This window comes from Hymenobacter fodinae, assembly GCF_004745825.1.
Taxonomy (GTDB): domain Bacteria; phylum Bacteroidota; class Bacteroidia; order Cytophagales; family Hymenobacteraceae; genus Hymenobacter; species Hymenobacter fodinae.
Map to the genome: position 1 here is coordinate 1016133 of NZ_SRLA01000002.1, position 26795 is coordinate 1042927.

21 protein-coding genes are annotated in these 26795 nt (G+C 60.0%); 13 read left to right on the top strand and 8 right to left on the bottom strand.

The window, feature by feature from the left end; all coding sequences use genetic code 11:
* Positions 1-109 precede the first annotated feature (109 nt).
* Positions 110-541 carry an EamA family transporter gene (locus tag EU556_RS11645; protein ID WP_135434274.1) on the bottom strand — a complete coding sequence of 144 codons (432 nt, stop codon included), beginning with the start codon at positions 539-541 and terminating at the stop codon, positions 110-112.
* Positions 542-666: 125 nt separating this feature from the next.
* Positions 667-1497 (bottom strand): DUF1206 domain-containing protein, encoded by an 831-nt coding sequence (locus EU556_RS11650; RefSeq protein WP_135434275.1) that lies wholly within the window; start codon positions 1495-1497, stop codon positions 667-669.
* A 592-nt stretch (positions 1498-2089) separates the two neighbouring features.
* Here EU556_RS11650 and EU556_RS11655 point away from each other — a divergent pair.
* Positions 2090-3088 (top strand): hypothetical protein, encoded by a 999-nt coding sequence (locus EU556_RS11655; RefSeq protein WP_135434276.1) that lies wholly within the window; start codon positions 2090-2092, stop codon positions 3086-3088.
* Between the two features lie 146 nt (positions 3089-3234).
* A complete protein-coding gene (locus tag EU556_RS11660; protein WP_135434277.1) occupies positions 3235-5778 on the top strand; it encodes a type IA DNA topoisomerase in 2544 nt (847 codons plus the stop codon).
* A gap of 184 nt (positions 5779-5962) precedes the next feature.
* Here EU556_RS11660 and EU556_RS11665 read toward each other — a convergent pair whose 3' ends face one another.
* Both EU556_RS11665 and EU556_RS11670 read right to left on the bottom strand, forming a co-directional pair.
* Entirely contained in the window at positions 5963-6901 is a 939-nt protein-coding gene (locus EU556_RS11665; protein WP_135434278.1) for a ring-cleaving dioxygenase, read from the bottom strand.
* Positions 6902-6934: 33 nt separating this feature from the next.
* The gene (locus EU556_RS11670; RefSeq protein ID WP_135434279.1) at positions 6935-7555 is read right to left on the bottom strand and encodes an alpha/beta hydrolase; all 621 of its coding nucleotides are present in this window, start codon (positions 7553-7555) and stop codon (positions 6935-6937) included.
* 345 nt (positions 7556-7900) lie between these two features.
* On the opposite strand from EU556_RS11670, the gene EU556_RS11675 reads away from it, so the two are divergent.
* The 6 genes from EU556_RS11675 (at position 7901) to EU556_RS11700 (ending at position 14255) form a co-directional block, all read left to right on the top strand.
* Positions 7901-8551, top strand: coding sequence for a hydrolase (locus EU556_RS11675; RefSeq protein WP_135434280.1), 651 nt, complete (start codon positions 7901-7903; stop codon positions 8549-8551).
* Positions 8552-8553: 2 nt separating this feature from the next.
* Complete coding sequence (locus tag EU556_RS11680; protein WP_135434281.1) at positions 8554-10464, top strand: amidohydrolase; 1911 nt, start codon at positions 8554-8556, stop codon at positions 10462-10464.
* An 80-nt stretch (positions 10465-10544) separates the two neighbouring features.
* A complete protein-coding gene (locus EU556_RS11685) occupies positions 10545-10988 on the top strand; it encodes a DoxX family protein (protein WP_135434282.1) in 444 nt (147 codons plus the stop codon).
* Between the two features lie 12 nt (positions 10989-11000).
* Positions 11001-11717 (top strand): YoaK family protein, encoded by a 717-nt coding sequence (locus EU556_RS11690; RefSeq protein WP_135434283.1) that lies wholly within the window; start codon positions 11001-11003, stop codon positions 11715-11717.
* Positions 11718-11730: 13 nt separating this feature from the next.
* Positions 11731-12813 carry an NADH:flavin oxidoreductase/NADH oxidase gene (locus tag EU556_RS11695; protein ID WP_135434284.1) on the top strand — a complete coding sequence of 361 codons (1083 nt, stop codon included), beginning with the start codon at positions 11731-11733 and terminating at the stop codon, positions 12811-12813.
* Positions 12814-12833: 20 nt separating this feature from the next.
* Positions 12834-14255 carry an alginate export family protein gene (locus EU556_RS11700; RefSeq protein ID WP_135434285.1) on the top strand — a complete coding sequence of 474 codons (1422 nt, stop codon included), beginning with the start codon at positions 12834-12836 and terminating at the stop codon, positions 14253-14255.
* A gap of 44 nt (positions 14256-14299) precedes the next feature.
* On the opposite strand, the gene EU556_RS11705 is transcribed toward EU556_RS11700, so the two are convergent.
* Positions 14300-15142, bottom strand: a complete 843-nt coding sequence (locus EU556_RS11705; protein WP_135434286.1) for a helix-turn-helix domain-containing protein — start codon at positions 15140-15142, stop codon at positions 14300-14302.
* Positions 15139-16017 carry a helix-turn-helix domain-containing protein gene (locus EU556_RS11710; protein ID WP_167855552.1) on the bottom strand — a complete coding sequence of 293 codons (879 nt, stop codon included), beginning with the start codon at positions 16015-16017 and terminating at the stop codon, positions 15139-15141. Before EU556_RS11710 ends, EU556_RS11705 begins: the two co-directional genes overlap by 4 nt.
* Before the next feature lie 275 nt (positions 16018-16292).
* Here EU556_RS11710 and EU556_RS11715 point away from each other — a divergent pair, with 275 nt between their 5' ends.
* Positions 16293-18815, top strand: coding sequence for a sigma 54-interacting transcriptional regulator (locus EU556_RS11715; RefSeq protein ID WP_167855553.1), 2523 nt, complete (start codon positions 16293-16295; stop codon positions 18813-18815).
* A gap of 24 nt (positions 18816-18839) precedes the next feature.
* Here the strand turns inward: EU556_RS11715 and EU556_RS11720 are convergent, their stop codons facing one another.
* The gene (locus EU556_RS11720; protein WP_135434289.1) at positions 18840-21101 is read right to left on the bottom strand and encodes a tetratricopeptide repeat-containing sensor histidine kinase; all 2262 of its coding nucleotides are present in this window, start codon (positions 21099-21101) and stop codon (positions 18840-18842) included.
* Positions 21102-21293: 192 nt separating this feature from the next.
* On the opposite strand from EU556_RS11720, the gene EU556_RS11725 reads away from it, so the two are divergent.
* The 4 genes from EU556_RS11725 (at position 21294) to EU556_RS11740 (ending at position 24784) form a co-directional block, all read left to right on the top strand.
* A complete protein-coding gene (locus tag EU556_RS11725) occupies positions 21294-22286 on the top strand; it encodes an alpha/beta hydrolase (protein WP_135434290.1) in 993 nt (330 codons plus the stop codon).
* 42 nt (positions 22287-22328) lie between these two features.
* Positions 22329-23162: an alpha/beta hydrolase gene (locus tag EU556_RS11730; protein ID WP_135434291.1), complete on the top strand. Its 834-nt coding sequence runs from the start codon at positions 22329-22331 to the stop codon at positions 23160-23162.
* Between the two features lie 114 nt (positions 23163-23276).
* Positions 23277-24080 carry an alpha/beta fold hydrolase gene (locus tag EU556_RS11735; RefSeq protein ID WP_135434292.1) on the top strand — a complete coding sequence of 268 codons (804 nt, stop codon included), beginning with the start codon at positions 23277-23279 and terminating at the stop codon, positions 24078-24080.
* A 119-nt stretch (positions 24081-24199) separates the two neighbouring features.
* Entirely contained in the window at positions 24200-24784 is a 585-nt protein-coding gene (locus EU556_RS11740; RefSeq protein WP_135434293.1) for a TMEM175 family protein, read from the top strand.
* 56 nt (positions 24785-24840) lie between these two features.
* Here EU556_RS11740 and EU556_RS11745 read toward each other — a convergent pair whose 3' ends face one another.
* The gene (locus EU556_RS11745; RefSeq protein WP_135434294.1) at positions 24841-26667 is read right to left on the bottom strand and encodes a prolipoprotein diacylglyceryl transferase; all 1827 of its coding nucleotides are present in this window, start codon (positions 26665-26667) and stop codon (positions 24841-24843) included.
* Between the last annotated feature and the right edge of the window lie 128 nt (positions 26668-26795).

Consider the following 26795-nt stretch of genomic DNA (forward strand, 5'->3'; position numbering starts at 1 on the left):
GGGTGTATGGGAGAGGCGGAGTAAGAGGAAAACACGGATAAGATGAAATTCCTGTGCTAGGAATAAAGTAGGCCCCACGGGCTATTGTGGGTGAGGCCCGGCCTGCATCTTAACTGGCCGAGGGCTTGGAAAAAGCAATCAGAATGGCCCCACCAGCCATAAGGGTGGCACCCAGGAGTACCTGCCAAGTCAGCTTTTCCTTCAGAAACACGCTGGCCAGCAGGATAGAAAACACCAGGGATATTTTATCGAAGGAGGAAGTTCTGGAAGCCTGGCCTAGCTTTAGCGCCTGAAACGAAAACAGGGAAGAGAGGCAGGTAACAATACCGGCGGCAATCAGAAACAACCAGGTGCGGCGGTCAATTTGGGCTACCTGGGGCAGATGCCCCTGCCAGGCCACTACGCTCCAGGCCACTGTAAGAATCAGCACCGATTGGATGGCAAAGGCCAAACTCGATTCGATGTTCTTGACTCCGACTTTGGAAAGCGTGACAACCACTGCCGCCGATAAAGCAGCCAGCAACGAAAATATAATCCACATACACAATTGAATCAGAGGAAAACCGGTACTTCAGCTGTAGGTACGTAGATTCTCTTTCTAATGGTTGATTGTCTGCTGATAAGCTCCCCGTATTAATAGGCTATAGCTCTAACTCGCCACACGAGCTATAAGCCCCGCAGAATAGGAAAGCGGGCCTGCACCAGCATATATAGGCCATAGATAACTAGGCCTAGGGCAACAACTCCCAATACGTGCGGGCCCATAGCTTGCAGCGCATTGAAGCACCCTTCCGTATCCCTGATTTCAGTGCCATTAGCGTGCTGGGCGGCCATAAAACAGAAATATCCCATAATGCCCAGTACTACCCCGCGGGCGCTATACCCCACTTGGCCCATATGGTACACCAGGCGCCGTTGCAAGGAGGTAAACGGACGGGAGTTAACGTCTGTGTCGAACTTGCCCGACCAAGCTCGGAACAGTTGAATGCCACTGGCGCTGAGCAGTACCAGGCCTATTATACCTACAACGGTTTGGCCGTGCGGGCGGTGCAGGAGGTTTTGTAAGGCCGAGCGGCTGGCTTCTGAACTTCTCGGCAAATGACCATACCACGCCATTTTGCCGGCGTAGTAGGCCAGTAAGCCGTAAAGGAGCCCGCTAAAACAATAAAAGCCCCGCACGGCCATACCCAGCACGGTTGTGCCTTTACTTTCGGTGTCCAGAAAGGCTTGAGCTAGCCGCCAAGCCACGTAGCCCAGCAAACCCGCGGCCACTAGCCACAGTAGAAGCTGGCCTAGCGGCATATGCTGAATAGTCTGGAAAACTTCCTGTTGGTTGGGGGTATTGCTACCGCGCACACCCAGGGCTGCCATAGTAGCCAGGCCTCCCAGCACCAGATGCACAAACCCAATGCAGGCAAACCCCACCCGGGCCCAGGCCTTGAGGCCGGTAGCGGGGGTGGGTAACTCTATTTCGGCAAGAACAGCGGGGGCTTCCATAGAGGCAGCGGAAACAATACTACGCGGGGCTTTACGCAGCCTGGTTAACCAAGGGTTGCTGAAAACCAGGATAGGCCTAGCGGCAAAGTACCCAAACAGGTAAAGCAAAGAGTCTACTGAACACGAAACCGGGTGCCTTAAAGTTGAGCAGTGCTCCGTCCAAGAAGAAAGCTATTTGACCATTGGGAGGCTACTTATGTCTTAAACGAGGTGCACTTACTCACAGAATGGCTTAATAAGAAGAGGCTCTTTCTACATAGGCCATAGTAGGGGCGCAAAGCTTCACACAAGCCCATAGAACGCTGGCAGATTCTGTTTCGGTAAGGACGAGATTTAGTTTATATATAATTTATTGAATATCAGTATTATACGTAAATAATGAGACTGTATGCAAAATGATGTGTCGCGGATAATTCCCTTTTTGGGATGGTTTTGGTGATGCTTAAATAAGCTAACTATGCGATGTTGATGCACTTATGAATATAGTATTTATTCAATATAATTATATCTTCTCAATATTGCATTATTAATTGCGGTAGATTAGAAACAACGTAATATATTGCAGAAAAATACAATAATAGATCCCGCAGGTATGCCTGGGTTACGTAAGTTCGAACGGCTGTTTTCTTATGATGCGCTCATGCAGCTCGCCAACGAACTGCGTGAGCAAAATACCAAACCCAGGTCCCAGACCCAAAATGAACCACAAGAGTACATTCCGTTTGGTTTGTACATGCTCGAGCTAGAAGATCAGGGCCACCCCAAGTTTTCGGGTCTCAGCGGGAGCCAGGAAGCCCAAGTTATCAGCTTGCCCTTACACCAGGGCAATGCCAGTAGCTGCCTCGGCTATCAGGTAAGCAATGGTACGGGCACGTTTTGTCTGCTCCGGACTACGCTCGCCCTGTGGGTAGCGAGCCTGAGCCTGAGCCAGCTGAAAAAATACTACCCCCGCGTGTTCGATGGCGACAATGCCGCCACCATGCTGCTCACGCCCCCAGATGAGTTTGGCGTCATTATGCAGCCCAACCAAGAGTGGGGCCAGCTGCTCACCAACCAGGCTTCTTACGACCAGAAGCTGCAGCAAGTAGCCGCTGAAACTGGGGTAGTTATTGCCCACAACGAAGCCTCAGACAGCTATGGGCTCTACTATCGGAGCAAGCTGGTGGGGCAAGCTCCTAACCTAAGCGTAGACCACCTGATCAAGCTGCTGACGCACCACATGAACACCACGGTGGCCTACCACCAAGTGAAGCAGCGGGTACTCAATGAGCGTTACGAAGGTGTATTCCCTGAGGAGCTAGATAATTTCGACAACTGGGACGGAGAGATTCAGGAGCACATGCAGTTCCCAATGGCCAACCTGTTTTATGTGCGTGTAAAGGCCTCTACGGAGGATGCCGCCCTTAACATGGCCCGCGAGGAAATTACATTGCAGCGTAGCCTGAACCCGGTACGAGTTGTTTCGCGGGGGATACCATTTGAAATTGAGAGCGTAACGTTGCTAGACCGAGCCGCTGATATTGGCTTTTATGAGGTACGCTACCGCTTTCTGACGGCCAGCGGCCATTTGCGCATGGCTTCGGCCTCCTAAACCAACACCTAGGCCACTACCGCCGCAGGCTCATGCGCCAGGAATAATCTGGGGCGCGGCACCGACTTTTTCTCCTGTTATCTTTGTTGATTCTTGGCTGACTTTACGGTCGGCGCCATCAGTACACTCAGCAAGATTCAGCGATTTTGAAAGTTTGCATTGCCGAAAAGCCTAGCGTAGCCCGTGAAATTGCCCAGGTGCTGGGTGCCAACCGCAAAATGGATGGCTACTTCGAGGGCAACGGCTACCAGGTTACCTGGACGTTCGGCCACTTCTGCCAGCTCCGGGAGCCCGAGGACTACCGCCCCGAGTGGAAGCGCTGGAGCATTCACGACCTGCCCATGATGCCCGAGCAATTCGGCATCAAGCTCATGCGCCGCGACGACGGCGTAGTGCGTCAGTTTAATGTGATTAAGAACCTGCTGGCCTCGGCTGAGGAGGTGATTAATTGCGGCGACGCCGGGCAGGAGGGAGAGGTGATTCAGCGCTGGGTGCTAATGGAAGCCAAGTATCGCAAGCCCTTCAAGCGCCTCTGGATTTCCTCGCTCACCGAAGAGGCCATCCGGCAGGGGTTTGCCAACCTGCGCGACGGTGCCGAGTTCGATAACCTGTACCAGGCCGGCAAGAGCCGCGCAGCTGGCGACTGGCTGTTGGGCCTTAACGCCACGCGCCTGTTTACGCTGAAGTATGCGCCCGGCCAGCGCCAAGTGCTCAGCATTGGGCGAGTGCAAACGCCTACGCTGGCCCTGCTGGTAGATCGGTATCACGAAATCCAGAACTTCAAGCCCGAGCCCTACTGGGTGCTGCGAACCGAGTACCGGGGCACCATGTTCAGCCACGTAGCGCCCCCCAAGAAAGGGAAAGGCGAAGACGACGAGCCCGACGAAAAGGCCCGCCTGAAAGCTCGCGGCTATTTCGTGAGCCAGGAAGAGGCCGATGTGGCCCTGGCCGCCGTGAAAGACGTGCCCCTGACGGTGACCAACGTCGAAATCAAGAAGGGCCTGGAAACGCCGCCCTCTTTGTTCGACCTTACCTCGTTGCAGGTGCAGTGCAACAACCAGCTAGGCCTCTCCGCCGAGGATACGCTTAAGACCGTGCAGGCGCTCTACGAGAAGAAAGTGGTCAGCTACCCGCGCGTAGACACCACTTTCCTGCCCGACGATCAGTATGCCAAAATCCCCGGCATTTTGCGTGGGCTAAGTGCATACAGTACGCTCACGGCCCCGCTGCTGGCTGGTAAGATCAAGAAGTCGGGCAAGGTGTTCAACAACAACAAAGTCACCGACCACCACGCCATCATCCCGACGGGAGCCAGCGCGGGTGGCCTAGGCGGCTACGAGCAAAGCGTGTACGACATCATCGTGCGGCGCTTTCTGGCGGCTTTCTACCCCGACTGTGAAGTTTCGAACACCTCCGTTACCGCCGAGGCCGGCGGCTACCCGTTCCGGGTGCGTGGCCGCCAGATTCTGAACCCCGGCTGGCGCGTGGTGTACGGCGACCCGGAGAAGCAGCAAGCACCTTCAGCGCCCAAAGCGCCCGGCACGGAGGGCGAGGACGATGTAGTAAATACCGTGCTGCCCAACTTCGAGAAAGGTGAAAGCGGCCCCCACAAGCCCCGCCTCGACCAGAAAGTAACCCAGCCCCCGCGCGAGTACTCCGAGGCCATGCTGCTGCGCGGCATGGAAACCGCCGGTCGCAACGTGGATGATGAGGAACTGCGCCAAGCCATGAAGGAAAACGGCATCGGCAGGCCCAGTACCCGCGCCGCCATCATCGAAACACTGTTCAAGCGCGGCTATATCCGGCGCGACAAGAAGAAGATTGTGCCCACGCCCACCGGCGTTGAACTCATCGGCCTGATCCGCAACCCCACGCTAAAGTCGGCGGAGCTGACGGGGCAGTGGGAGCGGAAGCTGCGCCAAATTGAAGGCGGCGAGTTGCAGTCGGACCAGTTTTTGGGCGAGTTGAAGCAGCTGGTGCGGGAGATGGTCCAGGAAGTAAAGCAAGACGGCTCCGGCCGCGCCGTAACGGTAGCCAACTCAGAAACTGCGGTAGCGAGTAAAACAGCTGCCGCTCGTCCGGCTGCTCCTAAGGCCGCTGCAACCCCGGCCGTACCGGGGGCGCTAGGCCAGTGCCCGGCCTGCGGCAGTGGGCATGTGCTGCGGGGCAAGTCGGCGTTTGGCTGCTCGCGCTGGCGCGAGGGCTGTGGCCTACGGTTGCCTATTGAGTTTGAAGGCAAGAAATTCACCGATAAGCAAGTCGGCGACCTGCTCAAAAAAGGTCGCACGCAGGTTATGCAAGGCTTTTTGGATGACGCCGGCAATAAGTTTGGCGCCGCCATCAAGCTCACGCCTCAGCATACTCTGGAGTTGGTGCGGGCGGCCGAAAGCAAACCCACCACTGCCCAAGACCCCGGCCAGATACCCTGCCCCGTGTGTCGCCTGGGCCAGATGCTGAAAGGCAAAAGTGCCTGGGGCTGCTCCCGCTTCCGTGAGGACTGCCAGTTCCGGGCCCCGTTTGAGTGGGGCGGCAAAACCCTCACCGATGCCCAAATGAACCAGCTTCTGCGCAAAGGCAAAACCGGTGTTATCCGCGGCTTCATTTCCAGCAAAAGCGGTAACCGTTATGAAGCTGCCCTGCAAGTAGGAGCCGATGGCCGCATCGAGCCAGTGTTTGATAATAAAGGATAACCAATTGCTGAAAGGGGCTCTACTTATCTAGAACCAAAAAGCACGTCATCCTGAGCCCAAGCGAAGGATCTTCTCACGCCTGAACGACAAGCCTAGCGCCTCGTGCTAATGTGACAAGATCCTTCGCTTGGGCTCAGGATGACGTGCTTTTAGAAAGTGTGCTAGGCCGTTCGCCAAGCGTCTCTTACAAGTGAATAGGCGGGAGAGAAGCTTCTAATTGCTTGCGCCGGTGCTCGTGCTGCTTGGGTAGCTTCAAGGCCGTACCTAATTCAGCCAAGGGTTCGTCCACAGTGAAGCCAGGGTTTTCGGTGGCAATTTCGAACAGCACCCCGCCCGGCTCGCGGAAGTACACCGAGTGGAAATAGTCACGGTCAATCTGAGGAGTAGGCTGCAAGCCTTTCTCAATCAGCTTCTGGCGGATGAACAATTCTGCGGCATCATCTTTTACCCGGAAGGCAATGTGATGTACCGAGCCACCGGCCGTTACGCTGCGCGCCTCGCCGGGCACTTCTACCAGGTCGATGTAGGCCGCCCCCTGCACCGTGTCGGTTACGTAGCGGTAGCGATTTACGTGCTGCTCCTGCAGGGTGTAGCCAAACACGTCCGTCAGAATTTCGGCCGTGGCCTTGATGTTGGCCAGCGTCAGCGTGACGGTGTGAAACCCCTTGGTAGCCACGTCGGCGCCTACTTCTGGGGTAGTCCAGGGTGTGCGCGGGTCGGCGGTTTTCGATACGATGAGCTCCAGCTTCAGTCCGTCGGGGTCGAGGAAGGTGAGGTATTGCTCTCCAAACTTTTCGCTGGGCTTATTGTAGGTCACGCCGTGCTCCTCGAAGCGCTTTATCCAGAACTCAAAGCTGCCCGCGGGTACGGAATACCCTACTTCCGTAGCCTGCCCAATGCCACGCCGCCCCGGCGTAATGTGCTCCCAAGGGAAAAACGTGAGAATAGTGCCCGCCGAGCCAGTTTCGTCGCCGAAGTAAAAATGGTAGGTGCCGGGGTCGTCGAAATTGACGGTTTTCTTGAGGAAGCGCAGGCCCAAGATTTTGGTGTAAAAATCGAAGTTGCGCTGGGCATTGCCGGCAATGGCCGTCACGTGGTGCAGGCCTAGAATGCGAGGTTCCATGGGAGAAGGAAAGAAGTGGGGTGGGAGATGATGTTAACGTCCGAAAACCAAGCTGTTCGCTAGCTCTATTTCTTCGTGGGTGATGGTGTGGCCCATGTTGGGATACACCTTTTCGGTGACCTGCGCGCCCAAAGTGGTAAGCAGCTTGGTGGAGGCGCGCACTCGCTCTACTGGCACGTGCATATCCGGGTCGCTGGTTCCGATGAAGATGGGCGTGCCGGCAAAGTCGCCCGCGTAGTGCTCTGGGTAAAGCTGGTCGCCAATCAGGCCCCCCGTAAACGCCACCACTCCCCCGTACCGCGTGGCATGACGGGCCACGTACTCCAGTGTGAGGCAGGCTCCCTGTGAGAAGCCCAAGAAGTAAATGTTTTCAGCGGCGATGCCAGCCGTTTGCGCGGCAGCTACTGCCCGGCCTACGGCGGCCAGGGCATCGGTTAGCCAAGGCTCATTTTGCGGGAGCGGGGCCAGAAACGAATACGGGTACCAGGTGTTTTGAGTGGCCCGTGGAGCCAGCAGGGCAAAATCGGGGACGTGCAGGTGCGTGGCCAGCGAGAGAATATCGGCGGCACTGGCGCCCCGGCCGTGCAGCATGATGAGGGCCTTGGAAGCCGCAGACAGGGGCTGGCCGGCCGTGTGAAGTGGTTCTTGATGCATACAGTACTCTACGGAGAAGGCGCGCCCAAGGGAATGAGCACAAGCCGCTGGTACCGGCAAAGCACGCGCCTAGGCCACCCTGAGGCCATGGCTGAATCCTGCATTCGGAGGTATGCTTTCTGGTTGAGGTGTCCGGCGAAAAGGAGAGCATAGCGAAGAAGAGGGGCCCTCTGGGTGGGTCGCTTCCGGCAATCCATGAAATATACCTCTGATTGCAGGATTCAGCTATGGAGCCGCCGGGCCCACGCCGAGACCTTTGCCTTACCCTCCGGTGTGGCCTAGCAGCCGTTTGCCACAGCTCAAGTGCCGGGGCTCATCTTTTATCATTTAACTCTCTTCTGCGCTATGAAACCTTCTCCCCAACTGCTCACCCCCGGCAACCACACGCTTGTGCTCATTGATTTTGAGGGCCAGATGGCGTTTGCCACGCACAGTATTAGCATGGCTGAGCTGCGCACCAACACGGCTATTGTGGCCGGCGCTTCCCGCATCTTCAACGTACCCACCGTGGTAACCACCGTGGCCGAGGAGTCCTTCAGCGGCCCCGTGTTTCCCGAAATTGAAGAGTTCTACCCCCAGGCCACCTCGGGCTACCTCGACCGCACCAGTATGAACACCTGGGAAGATGAAGCGGCCTACAACGCCATCAAGGGCAAAGGCAAGCAGAAGGTAGTGCTGGCGGGCCTCTGGACGGGCGTGTGCATTGTGGGGCCCGCGCTTTCGGCGCTGGCCGAGGGCTACGAAGTGTATGTAATTGCCGATGCCTGCGGCGACGTATCGGCGGAGGCGCACGAGCGCGCTATGCAGCGCATGATTCATGCTGGTGTGCGCCCCGTTACGGCGGTGCAGTACCTGTTGGAGCTGCAGCGCGACTGGGCGCGCCAGGAAACCTACGTGGCCGTAACCGACCTCATGAAGAAGTACGGGGCCAGCTATGGCCTCGGCATTCAGTACGCGCACCACATGGTGAAGCACGAAGCGGCCGTCAGCGAATAAGCATGAGCGCTCAGCTGATTCTTTACAACGGGCGCATTCATACTGTAGATGCGCAGCAACCCGCCGCCACGGCCGTGGCCATTACCGATGGTCGGTTCGTGGCCGTCGGCGACGACGCGGCCATTATGCAGCTGGCGGGTGCCGACACGGTGCAGGTTGACCTGCAGGGCAAGCGGACCATTCCGGGCCTCAACGACTCGCACATTCACCTGATCAGGGGTGGGCTGAACTACAACCTGGAGCTGCGCTGGGACGGCGTGCCCTCCCTGGCCGATGCTATGCGCCTGCTGGCGGCTCAGGTGGCGCGCACGCCCTCGCCGCAGTGGGTGCGGGTGGTAGGCGGCTGGACCGAGCAGCAGTTTGCCGAGAAGCGCATGCCAACGCTGGACGAGCTGAATGCCGTGGCCCCCGACACGCCCGTGTTCATCCTGCACCTCTACGACCGCGCCCTGCTGAACCGGGCGGCCCTGCGGGCGGTGGGCTACACTCGCGATACGCCCGCGCCCCCCGGTGGCCAGATTGAGAAGGACAGCCGCGGCGAGCCTACTGGCTTGCTGCTGGCCACCCCCAACGCCATGATTCTGTATGCCACGCTGGCGAAAGGGCCCAAGCTCAGCCATGAGTACCAGCTCAACTCCAGCCGGCATTTTATGCGGGAGCTGAACCGTTTCGGCATTACCAGCGTGATTGATGCGGGCGGGGGCTTTCAGAACTTCCCCGACGACTACGCCGTGATTAACGAGCTGCACGCCCAGCAGCAGCTCACCGTGCGCATTGCCTACAACTTGTTCACCCAGCGGCCCAAGCAGGAGTACGAGGACTTTGACGCCTGGACCCAATCGGTAACGCTTTACCAGGGCGACGACATGTACCGCCACAACGGCGCCGGGGAGATGCTGGTGTTTTCGGCGGCCGATTTTGAGGATTTCCTGCAGCCTCGGCCCGACTTGCCGGACACCATGGACGCCGAGTTGGAGCGCGTGGTGCGCCTGCTGGTGGAGCGCCGCTGGCCTTTCCGCCTGCACGCCACCTACGATGAGAGCATCACCCGCTTTCTGAACGTGTTCGAGAAGGTGAACCGAGATATTCCGTTCAATGGCCTGCCCTGGCTGTTCGACCACGCCGAAACCATATCGGAGCGCAATATTGACCGGGTAAAAGCCTTAGGTGGCGGCATTGCCGTGCAGAGCCGTATGGCCTTTCAGGGCGAGTATTTTGTGGACCGCTACGGGACCGAGGCCGCCCAGCACACGCCGCCTATTCAGCGCATGTTGGCTGCCGGCGTGCCCGTGGGCGCCGGCACCGATGCCACCCGCGTGAGCAGCTACAACCCCTGGGTGGCGCTTTACTGGCTGACCGCCGGGCGCACCGTGGGTGGCCTAGCCCTCTACCCCGAGCAAAACCGCCTAAGTCGCGAAACGGCCCTGGAGCTCTACACCCGCGGCAGCGCCTGGTTCTCGAATGAGCAGGAGCAGAAGGGCAGCATTAAAGTGGGCCAGCTCGCCGACCTGACGGTGTTGGACCAGGATTATTTCTCCGTGGAGGAGGAAGCTATCAAGCAGATTGAAGCTGAAATGACCATAGTAGGAGGCCGCATTGTGTATGCAAGGGGAAGCTTCAGCGGACACAGCCCCGAGCCCCTGCCCATCCTGCCCGACTGGTCGCCCACGGCGTTGTCGAACGGCTACTACCCCGCCAATCCCGCTTACCGCGTCACGGCAAACCGCCCCGCCGCTGCCGACAGCCCGGAGGCTCGCCTGGCCCAGCAGCAACTGCTGCTAGCTGTGCACCAGTGCATAGGCAGCTGTGGCGTGCACGGCCATCAACACGAAAAAGCCCGGCTCAGCAACGTGCCAGTCACCAACTATCAGGGATTCTGGGGGGCTCTGGGGTGCTCGTGCTTCGCCTTTTAGCCTAGCTGTGTCTCTGCTTCCTGGCCTAGGTAAGGTGGGTAGGAGTGGAGCATCGTGCTAGGCAACTAAATCAACGCATCATGCTGGAAGACCTTCTGACAACCCTCTTGTATTCCGACGTAGGGAACCCGCTCAACAACGGGGCACTGCTGCTTTTTCGGGTGCTGCTGGCGGTAGAGCTGTTTCGGGTGCACGGCTTGCGCAAGTTTCGGCCCGAGGCTGGCGCCGCGGCAGAGGTGGTGCCCAATCCGCTAGGCCTGCCGCCTGCCCTCAACCAGCTGGTGGCTACCTTCTCCGATACGGTGGTGCCGGCCCTGGTGGTGCTGGGCGTGGCCACGCGGCTGGCGGTGCTGCCCACCATTGGCGTCACGGCCATTGGGTACTTCGTGGTGCACCGCCACGATGCGCTGGCGGTGCGCGACGTGCCCTACATCTATACCATTTGCTTTCTGCTGCTACTGGTGCTGGGTCCCGGCACCTACTCCGCCGACCACTACTTGTGGGCAGTGCTCACTGCCTCCTAACCTTCTAAGCCTATGCCGCTTCAACTGGAAAAACGAATCAGGCACCTGAGCGTGCTGCTGACGGTGGTAGCCGGTTTCTGCGACACGGTCACCTTCGTGGCCGCCGATTCGTTGTTCTCGGCCCACGTCACCGGCAACTTCATTGTGTTCGCCTATGATGTGGTGCACCACGCCGACACCCACGCCTGGACTAAGCTGTGCAGCTTTCCGGTGTTTGTGGTGGCGGTGGCAGTGGGCCGCTGGGTAGGGCGGCGTCACCCCAACCGCTACGCCCTATTGCTCTGGGAGGGCGGCCTGTTGCTGATGGCCGGGCTACTCGTGGTGGGGCTGGGGTGGCAAAGCCGCCACCCTGCCGCGCTAGGGCAGGTAGCGGCCCTGCTGGTGGTGTTTGCCATGGGTCTGCAAAACGCCTTCGGACGCCTATTTGCCAAGGAAACGTACGGCCCCACCACCGTCATGACGGGCAACGTAACCCAGGCCACGCTAGATGTGGTGGCCTGGCTGACTGCTCCCCAGCTCACCCCCGAGGCGGCCGCCTCGCTGCGCAAGCAGTTTCTGGTGATGGGAGCCTTTCTGCTAGGGTGCTTGACAGGGGCGGTGGCTGCAAAGCTGGGGGGCCTGGGCGTGGTGCTGGGCGCGGGCGTGCTGCTGCTGGTTTTGGCGCTGGGGTGGCACCGGCAAGCCCGCCGCGAACAGGAATCGGCTCCTCTCCAATCTGCCCTCAATTAAGCTCTGTCCTCTAATGGAAACGCATTTATTCTCGCCCCTGCAGCTCCGCGACCTGACCCTGAAAAACCGACTGGTCATGTCGCCCATGCAGCAGTACAGCAGCCCCGACGGGCTGGTGGGCCCCTGGCACCTAGTGCACCTGGGCAGCCGGGCCGTAGGGGGCGTAGGGCTGGTAATTACGGAAGCCACGGCCGTGTCGCCGGAGGGCCGCAATACCCCGTTCGATACAGGCCTCTGGAACGAGGCGCAAGTGGCCGCCTGGCGCCCGATTGTGGAGTTTGTGCAGGCACAAGGTGCTAAAGTTGCCGTGCAGCTCTGGCACGCGGGCGGCAAGGGCAGCCACGCCCACCCGGCGGCCGGCTTTCACTACCTTTCTCCGGCCGAAGGCGGCTGGGTCACGAAGAGTGCCTCCGCCGTATCGTTGGACCAGCAGCACACTCCGGAGGCCCTGACCGGACCGGAGATTCAGGCGTTGATTGGTGACTTTGCGGCCGGTGCCCAGCGGGCCGTGGCCGCCGGCTTCGATGCCATTGAGCTGCACGCGGGCCACGGCTACCTGTTTCACCAGTTCTACTCGGCCCTCGCCAACCAGCGTACCGATGCGTACGGCGGCGTTTTTGAAAACCGGATTCGGCTGCTGCTAGAAACCGCAAGGGCCATTCGGGCCGTAATTCCGGCCGGCATGCCGCTGCTGGTGCGGTTGTCGGCGGTGGATTTCTCCTCGGAAGAACACGCCTGGACGCTCACTGACTCGGTGCGGCTGGCGGCGGTGTTGCAGCAGCACGGCGTGGATGTGGTGACGGCCTCGGCCGGAGGCCTCAGCGCCCCGCCCAAAGACAGCGTGGGGCCGCTTTACCAGGTCCCCTACGCGGAGAAAATCAAGGCCGATACGGGCATCCTGACTGGCGCCGTAGGCCTCATTACCACGCCGGAGCAGGCCAACGCTCTTATCACCACCGGCCAAGCCGACCTGGTGGTGCTGGCCCGCGAGCTACTGCGCGACCCGTATTTCCCGCTGCGCGCGGCCCAGGTTCTGCACTTGCCCGGAACTGCGCCGGTGCAGTACCAGCGGGCCTTCCCGGCATCCCGTCACTAGCATCTTTTTAAGTAGGTAAGATGAGGGCGTTTCGGACTTGCGCGCTAGGCCTGTTGGGGGCGGGGCTGGCGGTGGCGGCCACCACTCCCGGCCAAGCCCAGCACCTGCTGGCGCCCCCGGCTTACCGCATGGAGCGCGCCCAGGAAGACTACCGCTACCTGGCCAGCGACACTACCACGGTGCGCCCCGATCTGTTTGACCCGGTGAAGTTCATCCCCCTCAGTCGCTCCAAGCGGAGCTATCTGAGCCTGGGGGGCGAAGTACGGGTGCAGTACGTGCGCGTGCGCCACAACGACTGGGGAGCCGGCCCGGAAGACCGCAACGGCTACTTGCTGGAGCGCTACATGCTGCACACCGACTGGCACGCCGGCCCCCACGTGCGGGTGTTTGGGCAGCTGAAGAGTGGCCTAGTGCACGGGAAATCCTTCGAGCCCGAGCTGACTGAGAAAGACCAGCTTGATCTGCACCAGGCGTTTCTAGATCTGCGCGTTGGGGACCCCGCCGCGCACTCGCTCACAGTGCGGCTGGGGCGCCAGGAAATGGCCTACGGGTCGTCGAGGCTGATTTCGTGGCGGGAGGCGCCCAACGTGCGCCAAACCTTTGATGGGGGGCGCCTGCTGTGGCGTACGCCGGGGCTGGCCCTCGATGGCTTCCTGACTCGGCCCGCCACCACTGAGCCGGGCGTGTTCGATGACAAACCCAACCCCAACGTATGGTTCTGGGGCCTGTACGGCGTGAAAACCATCAAGCCCCTGGCCGGCGGGCTGGATCTGTATTACCTGGGGTTCGATAACAAGCTGGCGCGTTACCAGCAGGGCCGCGCCCCGGAGCGCCGCCATTCGGTAGGCGGGCGGTGGTGGGGCTCCCCCGGCAACTGGCGCTACAACATTGAGGCCGTATACCAGTTTGGGCAGTTCGGACGGGGCCAGATTCAGGCCTGGACGGCTTCCGGCGAGTTCGGCTATCTGTTCAAGGACTTGCCCCTGCGGCCCCTGCTGCAGCTCCGCACTGAGCACATCAGCGGCGACCGGAACCCTGACCAGCCCGACCTCCAAACCTTTAACCCGTTGTTCCCGAAGGGCGCGTACTTTGGGCAGGCGGCCCTCATTGGTCCAGCCAACCTGCGCGATGTGCACCCGGTCCTCACCCTGTACCCAACCTCCGATGACCGCGTGGCCATTAGCCTAGATTGGGACTTCTTTTGGCGCGCCCGCCGCACCGATGGGTTGTATAGCGTGCCGTACGTGCTAAGCCGCCCGGGCTCCGCAAGCCAGGCGCGTTACATCGGCGACCAGCTCACGGCGGAACTGGATTGGCAAGTGCAGCGCCATTGGGAGCTGGAGCTGTTCCTGACCTACTTCAGGGCGGGCGCCTTCCTGCGGGAATCGGGTCCCGGCCTCAACCAAACGTACGTGTCGCCGCGCGTGACTTTCCGGTTCTGAGTGGCCTAGGCGCAACTGGAGCCACTCAGAACCGGAAAGCCCCTCTAGGCCACTAGCTGCCCCGGTGCGGCGTACTGTGCCTGTAGCTCCTGCTTGAAGGCCGAGAACGTAGTGCCAGTGCAGCGCTTAAATAGCTTGCTGAAGTGCGCGACATCCTCAAACCCCAGCTCGTAGGCCACTTCTTTCAGCGGGGCATCGCGCCGGGTTATCAGGCGGCGGGCTTCCAGCATGATACGGTGGCGAATATGTTCGCTTGCGGGTTGCCCCGTTTCTTTGCGAATGCTGACGCTCAGGTGGTTGGGCGTGACTTGCAGCTGATCGGCATATTCGGCCACTGATTTCCAGCGGGTGAAGTTCAACTCCAGCAGCTGCTGAAACCGGCCCAGCAACCCCTTATGCACCCCCGCCCGGGCGTGGCCCGACTGCTGCTGCAGGCGTGCGCAGCACCAGAGCAGCGTACGAAGGTAGGAGCGCAGGATTTCCTCGCGCAGCATGGTACTGTGGGTGTCCTGTCGCTGCATGTGGCCTAGCAGCGCCGCCAGCTCGGCGGCAACTTCTGGGGGTACCGGCAGCGGCTGGTGCGGGTGCTCGGGCTGGTGGAACAGTTGCCACAGTAGCAGCTCCCGCTCCCGCCCCGACAGGCAGGCAAACTCATCGGTGAAAAAGAGCCCCTCGCCCCGCACCCCGGCCGGCACCGCAGGCAATGCATGGTGGTGGGGCCGACCTAGGTACAGTTGCCGGCTGCCGTTCGCGGCTAGGCCAGTAGCCGGCGCCAAAGAGCCCGCGCTTTCCGTCAGCAGTAGGGTGTAGCAACGGGGCGGCAGAGTCGGCTCGGGCGGTTGGGTGGCCGCCAGGGAGTATAGCCCAAATGATGAGGCCGTTTTCATAGGCGGGCGGCGGTTAGGCCAGCCAGCTGGCGGCGGTAATCGGTGGGGGTGGTGGCGTAGTGCTTCTTGAACAGCTTGTTCAGGTGGCACACGTCCGTGAAGGCCAGCTCATCGGCAATCTGCGAGACGGTGAGCGTGCTGAGCTGCAGGCGAGCTTCTACCAGCTTAAGCTTATAGCGCAAGATGTAGTGGCCTACCGACTCGCCGGTTTCTTGCTTGAACAGCGCGCTCAGGTGCTTGGGCGAATAAGAAAACTCGGCGGCCAGGCGCTCCAGGCGCAGGCAGTCGGGCTCGGTAATGCGCCGCCGGATGTAGGCCAGTACCCGCTGCACGAAGCCACTGGCGTAGGAAGGCACGGGGCGCGGCCGCCGAGGCTGAGCCGTGAGCTCGCGCCCCAGCAGGCTCAGCACGGCCCCCATCAATGATTCTACCAGCGTGTCGTTGAAGGGCTGCCCCCGGTTGCCGTGTTCCGCAATTACCAGCGAGAGCAGGGCATTAAACTGCTGCTGAGCCGCGGCATCAAGCCCCAGGCTACCCCCTAGGCCTAGCGAGGCGTGCAGGGTATAGTCGCGCAGCTGCTGCCAGGCGGTGGGGTAGAGGCCCGTGGCTGTAAGCCCGGTCAGGTAGGCCTCCGTGAACCGAAGTACCCCAAAAGCCGTGGCCTCCTCGATGTGAAAGGTGTAGGAGTCGGCGGGGCCTAGCAGAAACAGGTGGCCCGGCTGATAAGACTGTTGCTGGCCACCGGCGCTGTACTGCCCGCGGCCCTGCCGGATGCTGATAAGCTCAAAGTGGTTGCGCAGCTGCCGCGGCCCGCCCCAGGTATGGGCCGTAAACTCCTCCGCTTCCAGCGGCTCTTTCTGAATGTGGCATTTCATAACGTGATACGTGCAGAAAAGGATGGCAGAACAGTAGTGGTGCTTTCCCATCGTGCCATTGGAGTGCCACTCCAGATTAGGAATCTTAGGTGTTGATTATGTAATTGATATTCAGTTAATTGATTGTAGATACTGAGGAGGCATCACGCCGATGGTACTCCGAGAAATCGTAGCCTCCGATATTTCGGAGGTGGTTTCGGAGGCTGCGATGGGCGCTTTACCTTGCACCATCATCTGCTTCCATCCTCGTCCCTATGGTTCTTTCGTTGCCTAGTATGGTACCCCCTAGCTCCGAACTCGCCCCGGCCGCTCGTGTTCTTATCGTGGAAGATGAGTTTTTGATTGCCAACAACTTGCAGCGAATTCTGGGCAAGGCAGGCTATCAGGTAACCGGGCTGGCCGACTCCGTGGCGGAGGCCCGGCAGGCCATTGCCGAAGCTCGGCCCGACGTGGTGCTGCTGGATATTTTTCTGCAGGGCAAACAAACTGGCCTCGACCTGGCCGCCTGGCTGCACGAAGAGCGCATTCCGTTCGTGTTCTTGTCGGCCAACCTCTCCGATGAGGTGCTGGAGGCGGCCAAAGTCACGCAGCCGTTTGGGTTTCTGAACAAGCCCTTCCGCGCCAAAGACGTGCTCACAACCCTGGAAATAGCCCGCTACCGCCACGCCCACAGCGCCGAAGCCCGGCTGCGCCAGCAGCAGCAACTGCAGGTGGCCGTCAACAACGCCATCATCACCTTCCAAGACCGGGAGCAGCTCAGCCTGGCCATTGCGGCGCAAATTGATCGGCTGGTGCCGTTCTCCTTCCTGAGCCTGCGCATAAGTCTGCCCGAAGACCAGTCTTTTTACTGGGTGATGCTGCGCAAAACGGCCCTGGGCACCTTTGAGCGCGTGTACCCGCCCGGACTGCTGGGCCCCCACGCCTCCGACGAACTGCTGGAGCAGCTGTACCAAGAGGCTCCCACCCACTTAGAGGAGCAGCCTGGCATCTTTGCTGGGGCAAGCTTTGAGGCGCTTTGCGCCGGCTCACTCACGGCGCGGGCCTTCCGCAACACGTTTGGGGTGCGCTCCTGGCTGCTGCGGCCGGTGCTACTGAAGCGGCGTTCCGTTACTCTGCTACAGCTGGCCCGGACGGATACCGCCGCTTTTACCCCCTCTGATCTGGAGGCTATCAACCTGATTGTCTCCCAGATTGCCCTGGCCCTCGATAACCTGCTGGCCTGCGAGGAAATTGACGCCCGCCGCCGCCTGAAAACGGCCGAGCTGGCCGTGGCCAGTGCCTTCCAGAATGGCCGCAGCCTCCCCGAAATTGTGCCCCAGGTGGCCGCCGCTGTGAATGAGCTGCTGCCAGGCATTGATCTGCTGAGCATTTACCAGGTGGGGCAGCCGGGTGCGGCAAGAGCATTAGAGGGCACGGTGCAGAAGCAGGAGGGGGAGTTTGTGCCCCTTGCAGCCGCTAATCCGGGGCAGGCGGGTACCCTTTGGGCGCAGCAGCTTCGGGGCCTGGAGCCCTGGCTGCTGCAACCAACCCTGCATGTAGGCCGCCTGGCCCCCGAGGCCCAGGAACAGTGCCTGCCTTGCCGCCTTTTCGGGGAGCACCTGGGGCTGCGCTCTTCCATGCACGTGCCCATTGTTATCAAGGGGCAGCCGGTGGCCTCGCTGGTAGTGGCCAGTAAAGCCCTGTACGCCTTCACCCACAAAGACCTGCAAACCCTGCAAAGCCTGAGCAACGAGCTGGCCCTGGCCCTGGAAAACCTGCTGGCTTTCGAACGCATCAAGCACCTAAGCGAGCAGTTGGAGCAGGAGCGAACCTACCTGAGCGAGGAGCTGAAAACCAGCCACCACTTCGAGGAGATAATTGGCACCAGCCCGGCCCTGCTCACCGTGTTTGAGAGCATTGCCCAAGTAGCTCCCACCGATTACACGGTGCTGATTACCGGCGAAACCGGCACGGGCAAGGAGCTAGTAGCTCGGGCGGTGCACAACCGTTCGGGCCGCCAAGGGCGCACCATGGTGAAAGTAAACTGCGCCGCTCTGCCGCCCCAGCTTATTGAAAGCGAATTGTTTGGGCATGAGCGCGGCAGCTACACCGGGGCTACCGACCAGCGCATTGGCAAGTTTGAGTTGGCCCACGGCAGCACTATTTTTTTGGATGAAATAGGTGAGCTGCCTCTGGAGTTACAGGCCAAGCTGTTGCGCGTGCTGCAGGAAAAAGAAGTTGAGCGCATTGGCGGCAAGGGACCTATTGCGGTAGATGTGCGGGTAATTGCCGCCACCAACCGCCACCTGCAGGACGAGGTGGCCGCCGGCCGCTTCCGCGCCGACCTTTACTACCGCCTCAATGTGTTTCCGGTGCGGGTGCCAGCCCTGCGCGAGCGGCCCGGTGATATTCTGCCCCTCACGGCGCATTTTCTGCAGCGCATCGGCAAAAAGCTGGGCAAAACCTTCACGGGTATTGCTGGTACCGCACGCCAGCAGCTAGAGCAATACGCCTGGCCCGGCAACATTCGGGAGCTGGAGCACGTGCTGGAGCGAGCGGCCATTATGGCCCGGTCTAGCACGCTAGAACTGCCAGAACCCTTGCTAGCCGGGGCTGTCTCCCCGGCCCGCCCGGTGGCTGCCGAGCCTGTTGCGGAAGTAAAGTCAATGGAGGAAGCCATGCGCGAAACCATTATGGGGGCCCTAACCAGGGCCAACAACCGCATTCGGGGCAGAGGAGGGGCGGCTGAGCTGCTCAACCTCAAGCCCACCACCCTGGAGTCGCGCATGAAAAAGCTGGGCATTAGCTCCGTTAGGTAAAGGGGTAGGTAGGCCTAGCGTCGCTTAGCTGGCGCGCGGGCCTAGCTGCCAGACGGGCTCAAACTCTAGGCTAATGCGTACGCCCTGGGCTTGGCTGATGCTTAGGTGCCCGTGTAGTTGCTTGCTCAGGCCGCGCATGATGGTGAGGCCCATGGTCTGGTTGTCTTCGGGGTCAAAATCGGGTGGGAAGCCCACGCCGTCATCTTCTACCCGCAGCTGGTAGCGCCCGGGAGCTACGGCGGCCAGCTCAACGCTAACCGTGCCGTTGCGCTGCCCGGGGAAGGCATACTTAAAGGCGTTGGTAAGGGCTTCATTCAGAATCAGGCCGAGCGGAGTGGCCTGGGAAACCTCCAGCTCCACGGCTTCCACGGCCAAATGCACTCGCACCTGCTCCGAGCAGTCGAACGACTCCAGCAGGTGGTCCGTGATGTCGTGGATGTAGCTCCGCATGTCCACCACGGCCAGGTTATGCGCCTGGTATAGCTTCTGGTGAATCAGGGCCATGGCGTGCACCCGGTTTTGCCCCTCCCGCAGGGCCGCCAGCACGGCAGGGTCGCGCAAATAATCTGCCTGCGTTTCCAGCAGGCTGTTGATTACCTCCAGGTTGTTTTTAACGCGGTGATGAATCTCCCGCAGCATCCATTCCTTCTCCTGTAGCAGCAGTTGCAGCGCCTGGTTCTGCTGGTTGATTTCGGCCTGCTTCGCTTCTAGCAGGCGGTTGGTGCGCTGCTTCAGCCGGTAGCGGTTGTAGCCTAGGCCTAGGATCAGCACCAGCAACAAAGCCCCCACCACCATGGCATTGCGCTGAAACTCCTGCTGCTTCAGGCGCGCCTGCTGGGCCTGCGTTTGCTTGGTGAGCAGGGCAATGTTCTGTTCCTTCTTGCGAGTGTCGTACTGAATCTGCAGACTAGCGAGCTGCTTGTTTTTCGTTTCGCTGAATATGGAGTCGTTCAGCGTTTTGAAGTGCTGGTAATGCGCAATAGCGGCCGGATAGCGCGCCTGTGCCGAGTCGGTTTTAAACAGGAGCAAATGAATCTCGGCCACGCGCAACAAGTAGCCGCTATGTTTACTGATGTGGAGGGCCTGGCCTAGGTAAAAGCGGGCCTTGTCGTAGTGCTTAGTTTGCAAGTAAAACCTCCCAATGCCCTGGTAGAAACCAATCTTGTTCAGGTCGTCGTCGATACCTGCTTTGGTAAGGCTAATCAGGCGCAGATAATACTGCTCGGCCAAAGCATACCGCTTAAGCGCCAGGTAGCACTCCGCCAGGTAGAGAGCCCGGTACATGGCCGTTTTAGGGTCGGTTGAAACATTTTTGCGGGTGTACGCAAGGAAAAACTGGAGGGCCTGCTCCGGTTTATGCTGAGCAATGAGAATACGAGCCGCCTCGCCCGCCACGTTAACCCTGTACAGACCGTTTTGCCAGTAGTTGTTCAGCGCTTTTTCGTAGTAGCGTTGCGCTTCGGGGTATTGCTTAAGCTCGGCGTAGAGGCTGGCTGTGCGGGCGTAAAAGCCGCCGATGGCGCTGGTATCGTGGGTGGCTTGGGCGCTTTCTATGCTGGCCAACCCATAACGTAACGCCTCTTTATAGTCGCCCATCTGGCGGTGTGCGCCGCGCAATAAGTCATAGGTATAGTGCAGCTTGGGCTGCCCGGCCTTCTGGTAGAGGGCTACCACCTGCAAAAGCTCGCCTACGGCCTGGGTAGAATTGCCCTGTAGCATGTGCATGTCGGCAATGGTCTTCAGCATGTAGGCCTCTTCCACTTGGCGGCCTAGTTGCTGAAAGCGAGACTGGGCCTGCTGATAGCACCTGATTTTGGCCGGAAAAGCTTCCTCTACGCGCTGATAGGCATTGCCCAGATAGTACCATCCTGTCGCCACCAGCAATGTATGGTGCGTCTGCTGGCCTAGAAGCAACGCCTGCCGAATCAGCGCTTGTCCAGCCTCATTCTGTCCCTGCATGGCCCTGATTTGGCCTAGGTTGTACAGGCTTTTTATGAGGTGCGCGGTATCGTGTTGTGCCTGGCTAAGCACTTGCGCTTGGCGGCTGTAGGCCTCTGCGTTACCCAGTGGAGTGCCTAACTCATCATACCCGGCAATTAGGTCGCTGCCCAGGCGCAACAGGGCTGTCAGGCGACTGGAGTCGGACTGAGCTTGCTGGAGCTGAGCTTGCAGGAGGCCGCGTTGCGCCGGGCTAAGCAGCGGGTACAGCGGCTCGGCCCCGACCGAGAAAGTGAGGGTGAGCAGCAGTAGGACCAGCAACTTGCCGAAGGAGTGGGGGAGGGCCATAGTGCGAAATAGCGCGCTTTTCCTAAGAGTGCGGCGCGGCAGCTACGTGAACTGTGTATAAAGTACCGATTTATCCGGGTTTTCTACCGCGAACTGAGCCGGAGGGGCCGCTACGTTTGTGCTGTCAGCAAGGTGCTGCCAGCCTCGCGTCCGTGGGGCCTCCATCCGTCATCCATCTACCCTTAACCTGCCATGAGCAACCTCACCTTAACCGCTCCCGTGCCCGTTGCCGAAGACCCAGCCATTTCGCGGGACGTAAAATCCTTTCTGGCCGTGCTGAACGGCGCGGGTGGGCCGCCCCTGGAAAGTCTTTCGCCCAAAGAAGCCCGCCAGGTTCTGGTAGATGCCCAGGCCTCAGTGCCGGTTGATCTGTCGGGGATTGAAGTAAGCCAGAAAACCATTACCCAGGACGGCTACACCGTGCCCTTGCACATTGTGCGCCCCACCGGCACCACCGATACGGTGCTGCCCGTGTTCATCTTCATCCACGGCGGAGGCTGGGTACTCGGCGACCTCCCCACGCACCAGCGTATGGTGCGCGACCTGGTGGTGGCCTCGGGCTATGCGGCCGTATTTGTGAACTACACCCCCACGCCCGACGCGCAGTACCCGCAGGCCATCCACGAAATCTACGCCGCCACGAAGTGGGTGGCCGAGCATGGGGCCGACATCAACGTGGATGGGAAGAACCTGGCCGTGGTGGGCAACAGCGTGGGGGGCAACATGACTGCCGTGACCTGCCTAATGGCCAAAGAGAAAGGCGGCCCCCACATCAAGTTTCAGCTGATGTTCTGGCCCATCGTGGCCGCTGACTTTACCACAGAGTCATACCAGCAATATGGTGAAGACCGGTTCCTGACGACTTCGCTAATGAAGTGGATGTATGACCTCTACACCACCGACCCGGCCGAACGGGCTGAAATCTATGCCTCCCCACTGAATGCCACCACTGAGCAACTGCGGGGCTTACCGCCGGCGCTCATTCAGGTGGCCGAAGCCGACGTGCTGCGCGACGAGGGAGAGGCCTACGGCCGCAAGCTCGACGAGGCCGGCGTGCCCGTAACGACGGTCCGCTACAACGGCATGATCCACGACTTTGGCCTGCTGAATGGCCTAGCTGAGGTGCCCCAGGTGAAGTCGTTGTTCGTGCAGGCGGCCGCCGAGCTGCGGAAGTATTTGGGCTAGCGGGGCTACCGCCTTCTTGTTGCATCTTACCATCAACCACCTATGGAAAAGAGCCCTAAAACCATTGTGTTTGTTACCGGCGCTTTCGTACATCATAGCTGCTGGGACGAGTGGAAGACCTACTTCGAAGCGCAAGGCTATATCTGCCTGGCTCCGCCGTGGCCCTACAAGAACGCCTCCGTAGCCGAGCTGCGCCGCCGCCACCCCGATGCGCAACTGGCGTCGTTGCGGCTAACTCAGCTGGTTGATTATTACGCCGATGTTATAGAACAACTGCCTGAAAAGCCCTTGGTCATTGGGCACTCTATGGGTGGGCTCATTGCTCAGCTGCTGTTGCAGCGCGACGTAGCAGCGGCTGGCGTTGCCATTCATTCAGTGCCGCCGCAGGGTGTGTTTACGTTTAAATGGTCTTTCCTGCGCGCCACTTGGGGGCCGCTCGGATTCTTCACCAACGTGAATAAACCGTTCCTGATGTCGCTGCGGCAGTGGCAGTATGCCTTTACCAACGGCCTGCCGCTAGCCGAGCAGCAGGCTACCTACGAGGCGCTGGTAGTGCCCGAATCCAAGCGCCTCTCGCGCGACGGGCTTACAGCAGCGGCCCGCGTCAATTTCCAGCGTCCGCACGCGCCGCTGCTGCTAGTGGCAGGCACGGCCGACCACATTATGCCCGCCTCGCTGAACCGCACCAACTTCAGACGCTACGCTCAGAATAACGGCTCCATTACCGATTTCAAGGAGTTTGAGGGCAACAACCATCTGGTGTTGGGGCTGCCCAACTGGCGCCAAACGGCCGATTACGTGCTGAGCTGGCTAGAGCAGCATGCCCCTGCGCAGGAAAACACCTCCAGGGCAAAGGCCGTGCGCGCCACCGCCTGACACCACTCTGGCGGCAGCGGTTCGGGTAGCTATGCCACGGGCAAGCTGCTGACTATCTGGGTTAAAGCCCGCTTCGCTGGGCAGAGTTGCTACATCAACCAAACCCGTTCCCGCATGAAAACTCTATTCGTCACCGCGCTTGGCGCACTGCTTGCTTTTACCATGACTTCGAGTACCCCCGAAACTTCAAACGGCGCGGCCCAGCCGGCAGCCGGTGTCAAAAACATCGTGCTGGTGCACGGTACTTGGGCCGATGGCTCTAGCTGGGCGAAGGTAATTCCGCTGCTTCTGGCAAAGGGCTACCACGTCACGGCCGTGCAAAATCCCCTCACCTCGCTCACCGACGACGTGGCTGCCACCAAGCGCGCCCTGGCCCTGCAAGACGGCCCCGTGCTGCTGGTAGGCCACTCCTGGGGCGGCGTCGTCATCACGGAGGCCGGCAACGATGCCAAAGTGGCCGGGCTGGTGTACGTGGCCGCGGCGGCTCCCGAGGAAGGGCAGTCGTTTCTGGAATTGGTGCAGACCGCCCCCGCCACGCCCGGCAACGACGAAATCCGGCCCGATGCTTCTGGCTTCGTGAGCATGACGCCCAAAGGTATCAAGGAAGATTTCGCCCAGGACCTGACCCAAACCGAGCAGCAGGTGCTCATTGCCACCCAGGGCCCCCAGGCTTTCTCGGCCCTACAGGAAAAAATTACCCGCGCCGCCTGGAAAACCAAACCCTCCTGGTACATAGTGGCCCAAAACGACCGGATGATCAACCCCGATTTGGAGCGCACCCTGGCTAAAAAGATGAACGCCACCACCACCGTGCTGCCCGCCAGCCACGTGGTTATGCTCTCCCAACCCGAAAAAGTGGCCGCGGTAATTGCCGAGGCCGCCAGCAAACTGGCCACCCCCAAAATGGCCGCTCGATAGGCCTAGTCGCCATCGGCTAGCTGCAAAAAGCCCGCTTCCGGTACAATAACCGGGGGTGGGCTTTTTGCTGCGGCTTGTCGTCTGGCATGAACCATTGTACGCATATCAAGCAGCCTGCCATGAACAAAAACCGCCTGGAAGCTTTCAGCGACGGGGTCATTGCCATCATCATTACCATTATGGTGCTGTCGATGCAGCGGCCCCGGGGTGCAACGCTGGCCGCGCTCAAGCCGGTGCTGCCTGCCTTGCTGAGCTACACGCTTAGTTTCGTGTACGTGGGCATCTACTGGAACAACCACCATCATTTGCTGAGCAGTGTAACCAAGATTGATGGCCGCGTGCTGTGGCCGAATCTGCTGCTGCTGTTCTGGTTGTCGTTGGTGCCATTTGCTACCGACTGGATGGGGGAGAGTCATTTTGCGCCCGTGCCCTTGGCCGTGTACGGGGTAGTGCTGTGCCTAGCCGCGCTGTCTTTCCTCATCCTGCAACACCAACTCATTGTAGTGAATGGCGCTTGCTCGCCCCTGGCCCGCGCCGTGGCCCGGTCCTGGAAAGGGCGGCTTTCCCTGGTTGGCTACACCTTGGCTATAGTGGCTAGTTTCTGGCACGGGTGGGCGGCCGAGGCCATGTACGTGGCAGTGGCCCTGGGCTGGCTAGTGCCCGATCGGCGGATTGAACGTGCGCTTGCTAATCCTTTCGACTAAGATCTTCTAGGGCTCCGAATAGCGTATAGGTCGGTGCTCAGTTCGCCGCTAGGCCACTACTTATGGCTGGCCGGAGTGCGGCTAGGCATCCGGAAGCTAGCCCGCAGCTGAAAGCTCTGCACGCTGCCGAAGTTGGTAGCGGCAAAGGGCTCTAGGGTCCACTGCTCTCCCAGTGGTATTTGGGCTTGCAGGAAGGGAAATGAACGAGCCTCGGTCTTGTCAAGTAAGCCGGCATTGGCCTCGCTATTGGCCAGGGCTACGCCCCCAACCAAGCGTAGGCGTTCCTGCCCAAAGCCCGTGCCTAGGCCTAGGGTGCTGAAGCCGTTGCCAATGCCTTGCAACCCATAATTGGTGCTGCCGTGGAGGTAGAGCGTATTCAGCATGCCCACTTCTACCAGCGCCTGAAGCCGCACATTGCTTACCCGACCGGGTTTATACACGTAGTCGTAGGCCACGTTGCCCAGGTGCAGGCCTAGGCCAACGCGTATGTATTTGGGGTTGGCTACTTCTACGTACGGATTGAAGCTCAATAATTGGGCGTGGCCGCGCTCAAACGGTTTGTAGTTGAAGGGAGAGTAGTAGTTGCCCGCGTAAATAGTGTCTTGCTGGGGCCGGAAGTTGCTGCGGCCAACTCCCAGGTTTGCTCCCACTGTAATGGTGCTGGCCTGCATCAGCGGCCACGTACGGGCTACTCCAACCGCCCCCACGGCAAACCGTTGCCGGTAGGTGGAAGTGGAGAGCTGCGTGCCGGAGCAGCCGTAAGGGTAACCGAAATATTGCTCAGAGGTGCCCGCTAGGCCACCTGCGCTAATGGTAGTGTAGCGCCGCGGATCGGGGGCCGGAGCCTGACTAGTCAGCAGCAGTACCACACCGCTCAGCAGTACTGGCAGTGCGAGCAGCTGGGGCGCTTGGCGTGTTTGTCGGCGGGCCCATAGCCCAGCCTCCAGCAGCAGGCTAGCCAGCAGTAAGCTCTTCACAACCAATTGCTCCGGCATCGTCAGCCAACCGGTGCTCAGCAGTGCGGTAATTAATAGCAGTACTCCTACTACCAGCCGGGGACGCCAGTGGCCTAGCGAGGTAAAAGAGGAGGAATGGTGAGTTACGCGGCCCCGGTAGAGCCATACACCCGCCAGCGCAGTTACCACTAGTAATAGCAGCCATTGCACCTGTTTCAAGCCATGCCAAAGAGAGGTGCCCAGCAAATCACCAGCACTGTCATGAATAAACTCCAGCCCAAAGCGGCCCGCCGCGTACAGTAGGACAGCCAGCAAAAACTGCTGCCCAGGTGCTTGCCGTTGGCTGCGGCGGAGCCTCAGTGAGCCCACTATCAGTATGCAAAGCACAATCTGGTAAATCTGGGCCGGATGCACAGGCAATGAGTGGGCAGCGGTAGATGGCAGTACGCCTCGCGCCACCTGGGTCAGAAAGGGCAGGGTATGCGGCGCGTAGCAAACTCCCCCCAGATTAGTAGTGGGGGTACCAAAGCAGCAGCCGGTAAGCAGGCAGCCAACTCCCTGCACCGCTAAGCCTACAAATAAGGGCAGCGCAAAGGCATCGTATACACCGCGATTAAAGCCTAGCACTCGCCGCAGCACCGCCAGAGCCACAGCAGCCCCTACTATTCCGCCGAGGATAGAGCGGCTGTTGGGGCCCGTCCACTCGCCGTGGAGTAGCAAGTGCTGCCAATCGGTGCCGGAGCCGGCCACCAGGCGCGTGCCGAGAATGAGGCATAACATAGTGCCGGCCAACAGCGGAAGCCAATGGCGCCACGCGTACTGCCGCGCGTAGGCCTCTCGCGCGAGCAATAGGCCTGCCACCGCAAAACCGGCCAGGTAAAAGATGAGATAAGAATCCGTCGACGAGGGTAATACTAGCGGAGGCATAACAGAGTAAGTAGTCTGAAAACGTAGATGCGCGAAACGCACTGCTAGATGGGAGAGGAGCAGCAAATGGCCCAGGCTAAAATTCTAAAGGTCAGACTTCTTCTTATCAGTATATGTGCGTGTATAAT

Excerpts from the sequence above, each read along its gene's own strand:
- EU556_RS11645 (WP_135434274.1), bottom strand. The coding sequence starts at position 541 with ATGTGGATTATATTTTCGTTGCTGGCTGCTTTATCGGCGGCAGTGGTT.
- EU556_RS11650 (WP_135434275.1), bottom strand. The coding sequence starts at position 1,497 with ATGGAAGCCCCCGCTGTTCTTGCCGAAATAGAGTTACCCACCCCCGCT.
- EU556_RS11655 (WP_135434276.1), top strand. The coding sequence starts at position 2,090 with ATGCCTGGGTTACGTAAGTTCGAACGGCTGTTTTCTTATGATGCGCTC.
- EU556_RS11665 (WP_135434278.1), bottom strand. The coding sequence starts at position 6,901 with ATGGAACCTCGCATTCTAGGCCTGCACCACGTGACGGCCATTGCCGGC.
- EU556_RS11670 (WP_135434279.1), bottom strand. The coding sequence starts at position 7,555 with ATGCATCAAGAACCACTTCACACGGCCGGCCAGCCCCTGTCTGCGGCT.
- EU556_RS11675 (WP_135434280.1), top strand. The coding sequence starts at position 7,901 with ATGAAACCTTCTCCCCAACTGCTCACCCCCGGCAACCACACGCTTGTG.
- EU556_RS11680 (WP_135434281.1), top strand. The coding sequence starts at position 8,554 with ATGAGCGCTCAGCTGATTCTTTACAACGGGCGCATTCATACTGTAGAT.
- EU556_RS11685 (WP_135434282.1), top strand. The coding sequence starts at position 10,545 with ATGCTGGAAGACCTTCTGACAACCCTCTTGTATTCCGACGTAGGGAAC.
- EU556_RS11690 (WP_135434283.1), top strand. The coding sequence starts at position 11,001 with ATGCCGCTTCAACTGGAAAAACGAATCAGGCACCTGAGCGTGCTGCTG.
- EU556_RS11695 (WP_135434284.1), top strand. The coding sequence starts at position 11,731 with ATGGAAACGCATTTATTCTCGCCCCTGCAGCTCCGCGACCTGACCCTG.
- EU556_RS11700 (WP_135434285.1), top strand. The coding sequence starts at position 12,834 with ATGAGGGCGTTTCGGACTTGCGCGCTAGGCCTGTTGGGGGCGGGGCTG.
- EU556_RS11705 (WP_135434286.1), bottom strand. The coding sequence starts at position 15,142 with ATGAAAACGGCCTCATCATTTGGGCTATACTCCCTGGCGGCCACCCAA.
- EU556_RS11710 (WP_167855552.1), bottom strand. The coding sequence starts at position 16,017 with ATGAAATGCCACATTCAGAAAGAGCCGCTGGAAGCGGAGGAGTTTACG.
- EU556_RS11715 (WP_167855553.1), top strand. The coding sequence starts at position 16,293 with ATGGTACCCCCTAGCTCCGAACTCGCCCCGGCCGCTCGTGTTCTTATC.
- EU556_RS11720 (WP_135434289.1), bottom strand. The coding sequence starts at position 21,101 with ATGGCCCTCCCCCACTCCTTCGGCAAGTTGCTGGTCCTACTGCTGCTC.
- EU556_RS11725 (WP_135434290.1), top strand. The coding sequence starts at position 21,294 with ATGAGCAACCTCACCTTAACCGCTCCCGTGCCCGTTGCCGAAGACCCA.
- EU556_RS11730 (WP_135434291.1), top strand. The coding sequence starts at position 22,329 with ATGGAAAAGAGCCCTAAAACCATTGTGTTTGTTACCGGCGCTTTCGTA.
- EU556_RS11735 (WP_135434292.1), top strand. The coding sequence starts at position 23,277 with ATGAAAACTCTATTCGTCACCGCGCTTGGCGCACTGCTTGCTTTTACC.
- EU556_RS11740 (WP_135434293.1), top strand. The coding sequence starts at position 24,200 with ATGAACAAAAACCGCCTGGAAGCTTTCAGCGACGGGGTCATTGCCATC.
- EU556_RS11745 (WP_135434294.1), bottom strand. The coding sequence starts at position 26,667 with ATGCCTCCGCTAGTATTACCCTCGTCGACGGATTCTTATCTCATCTTT.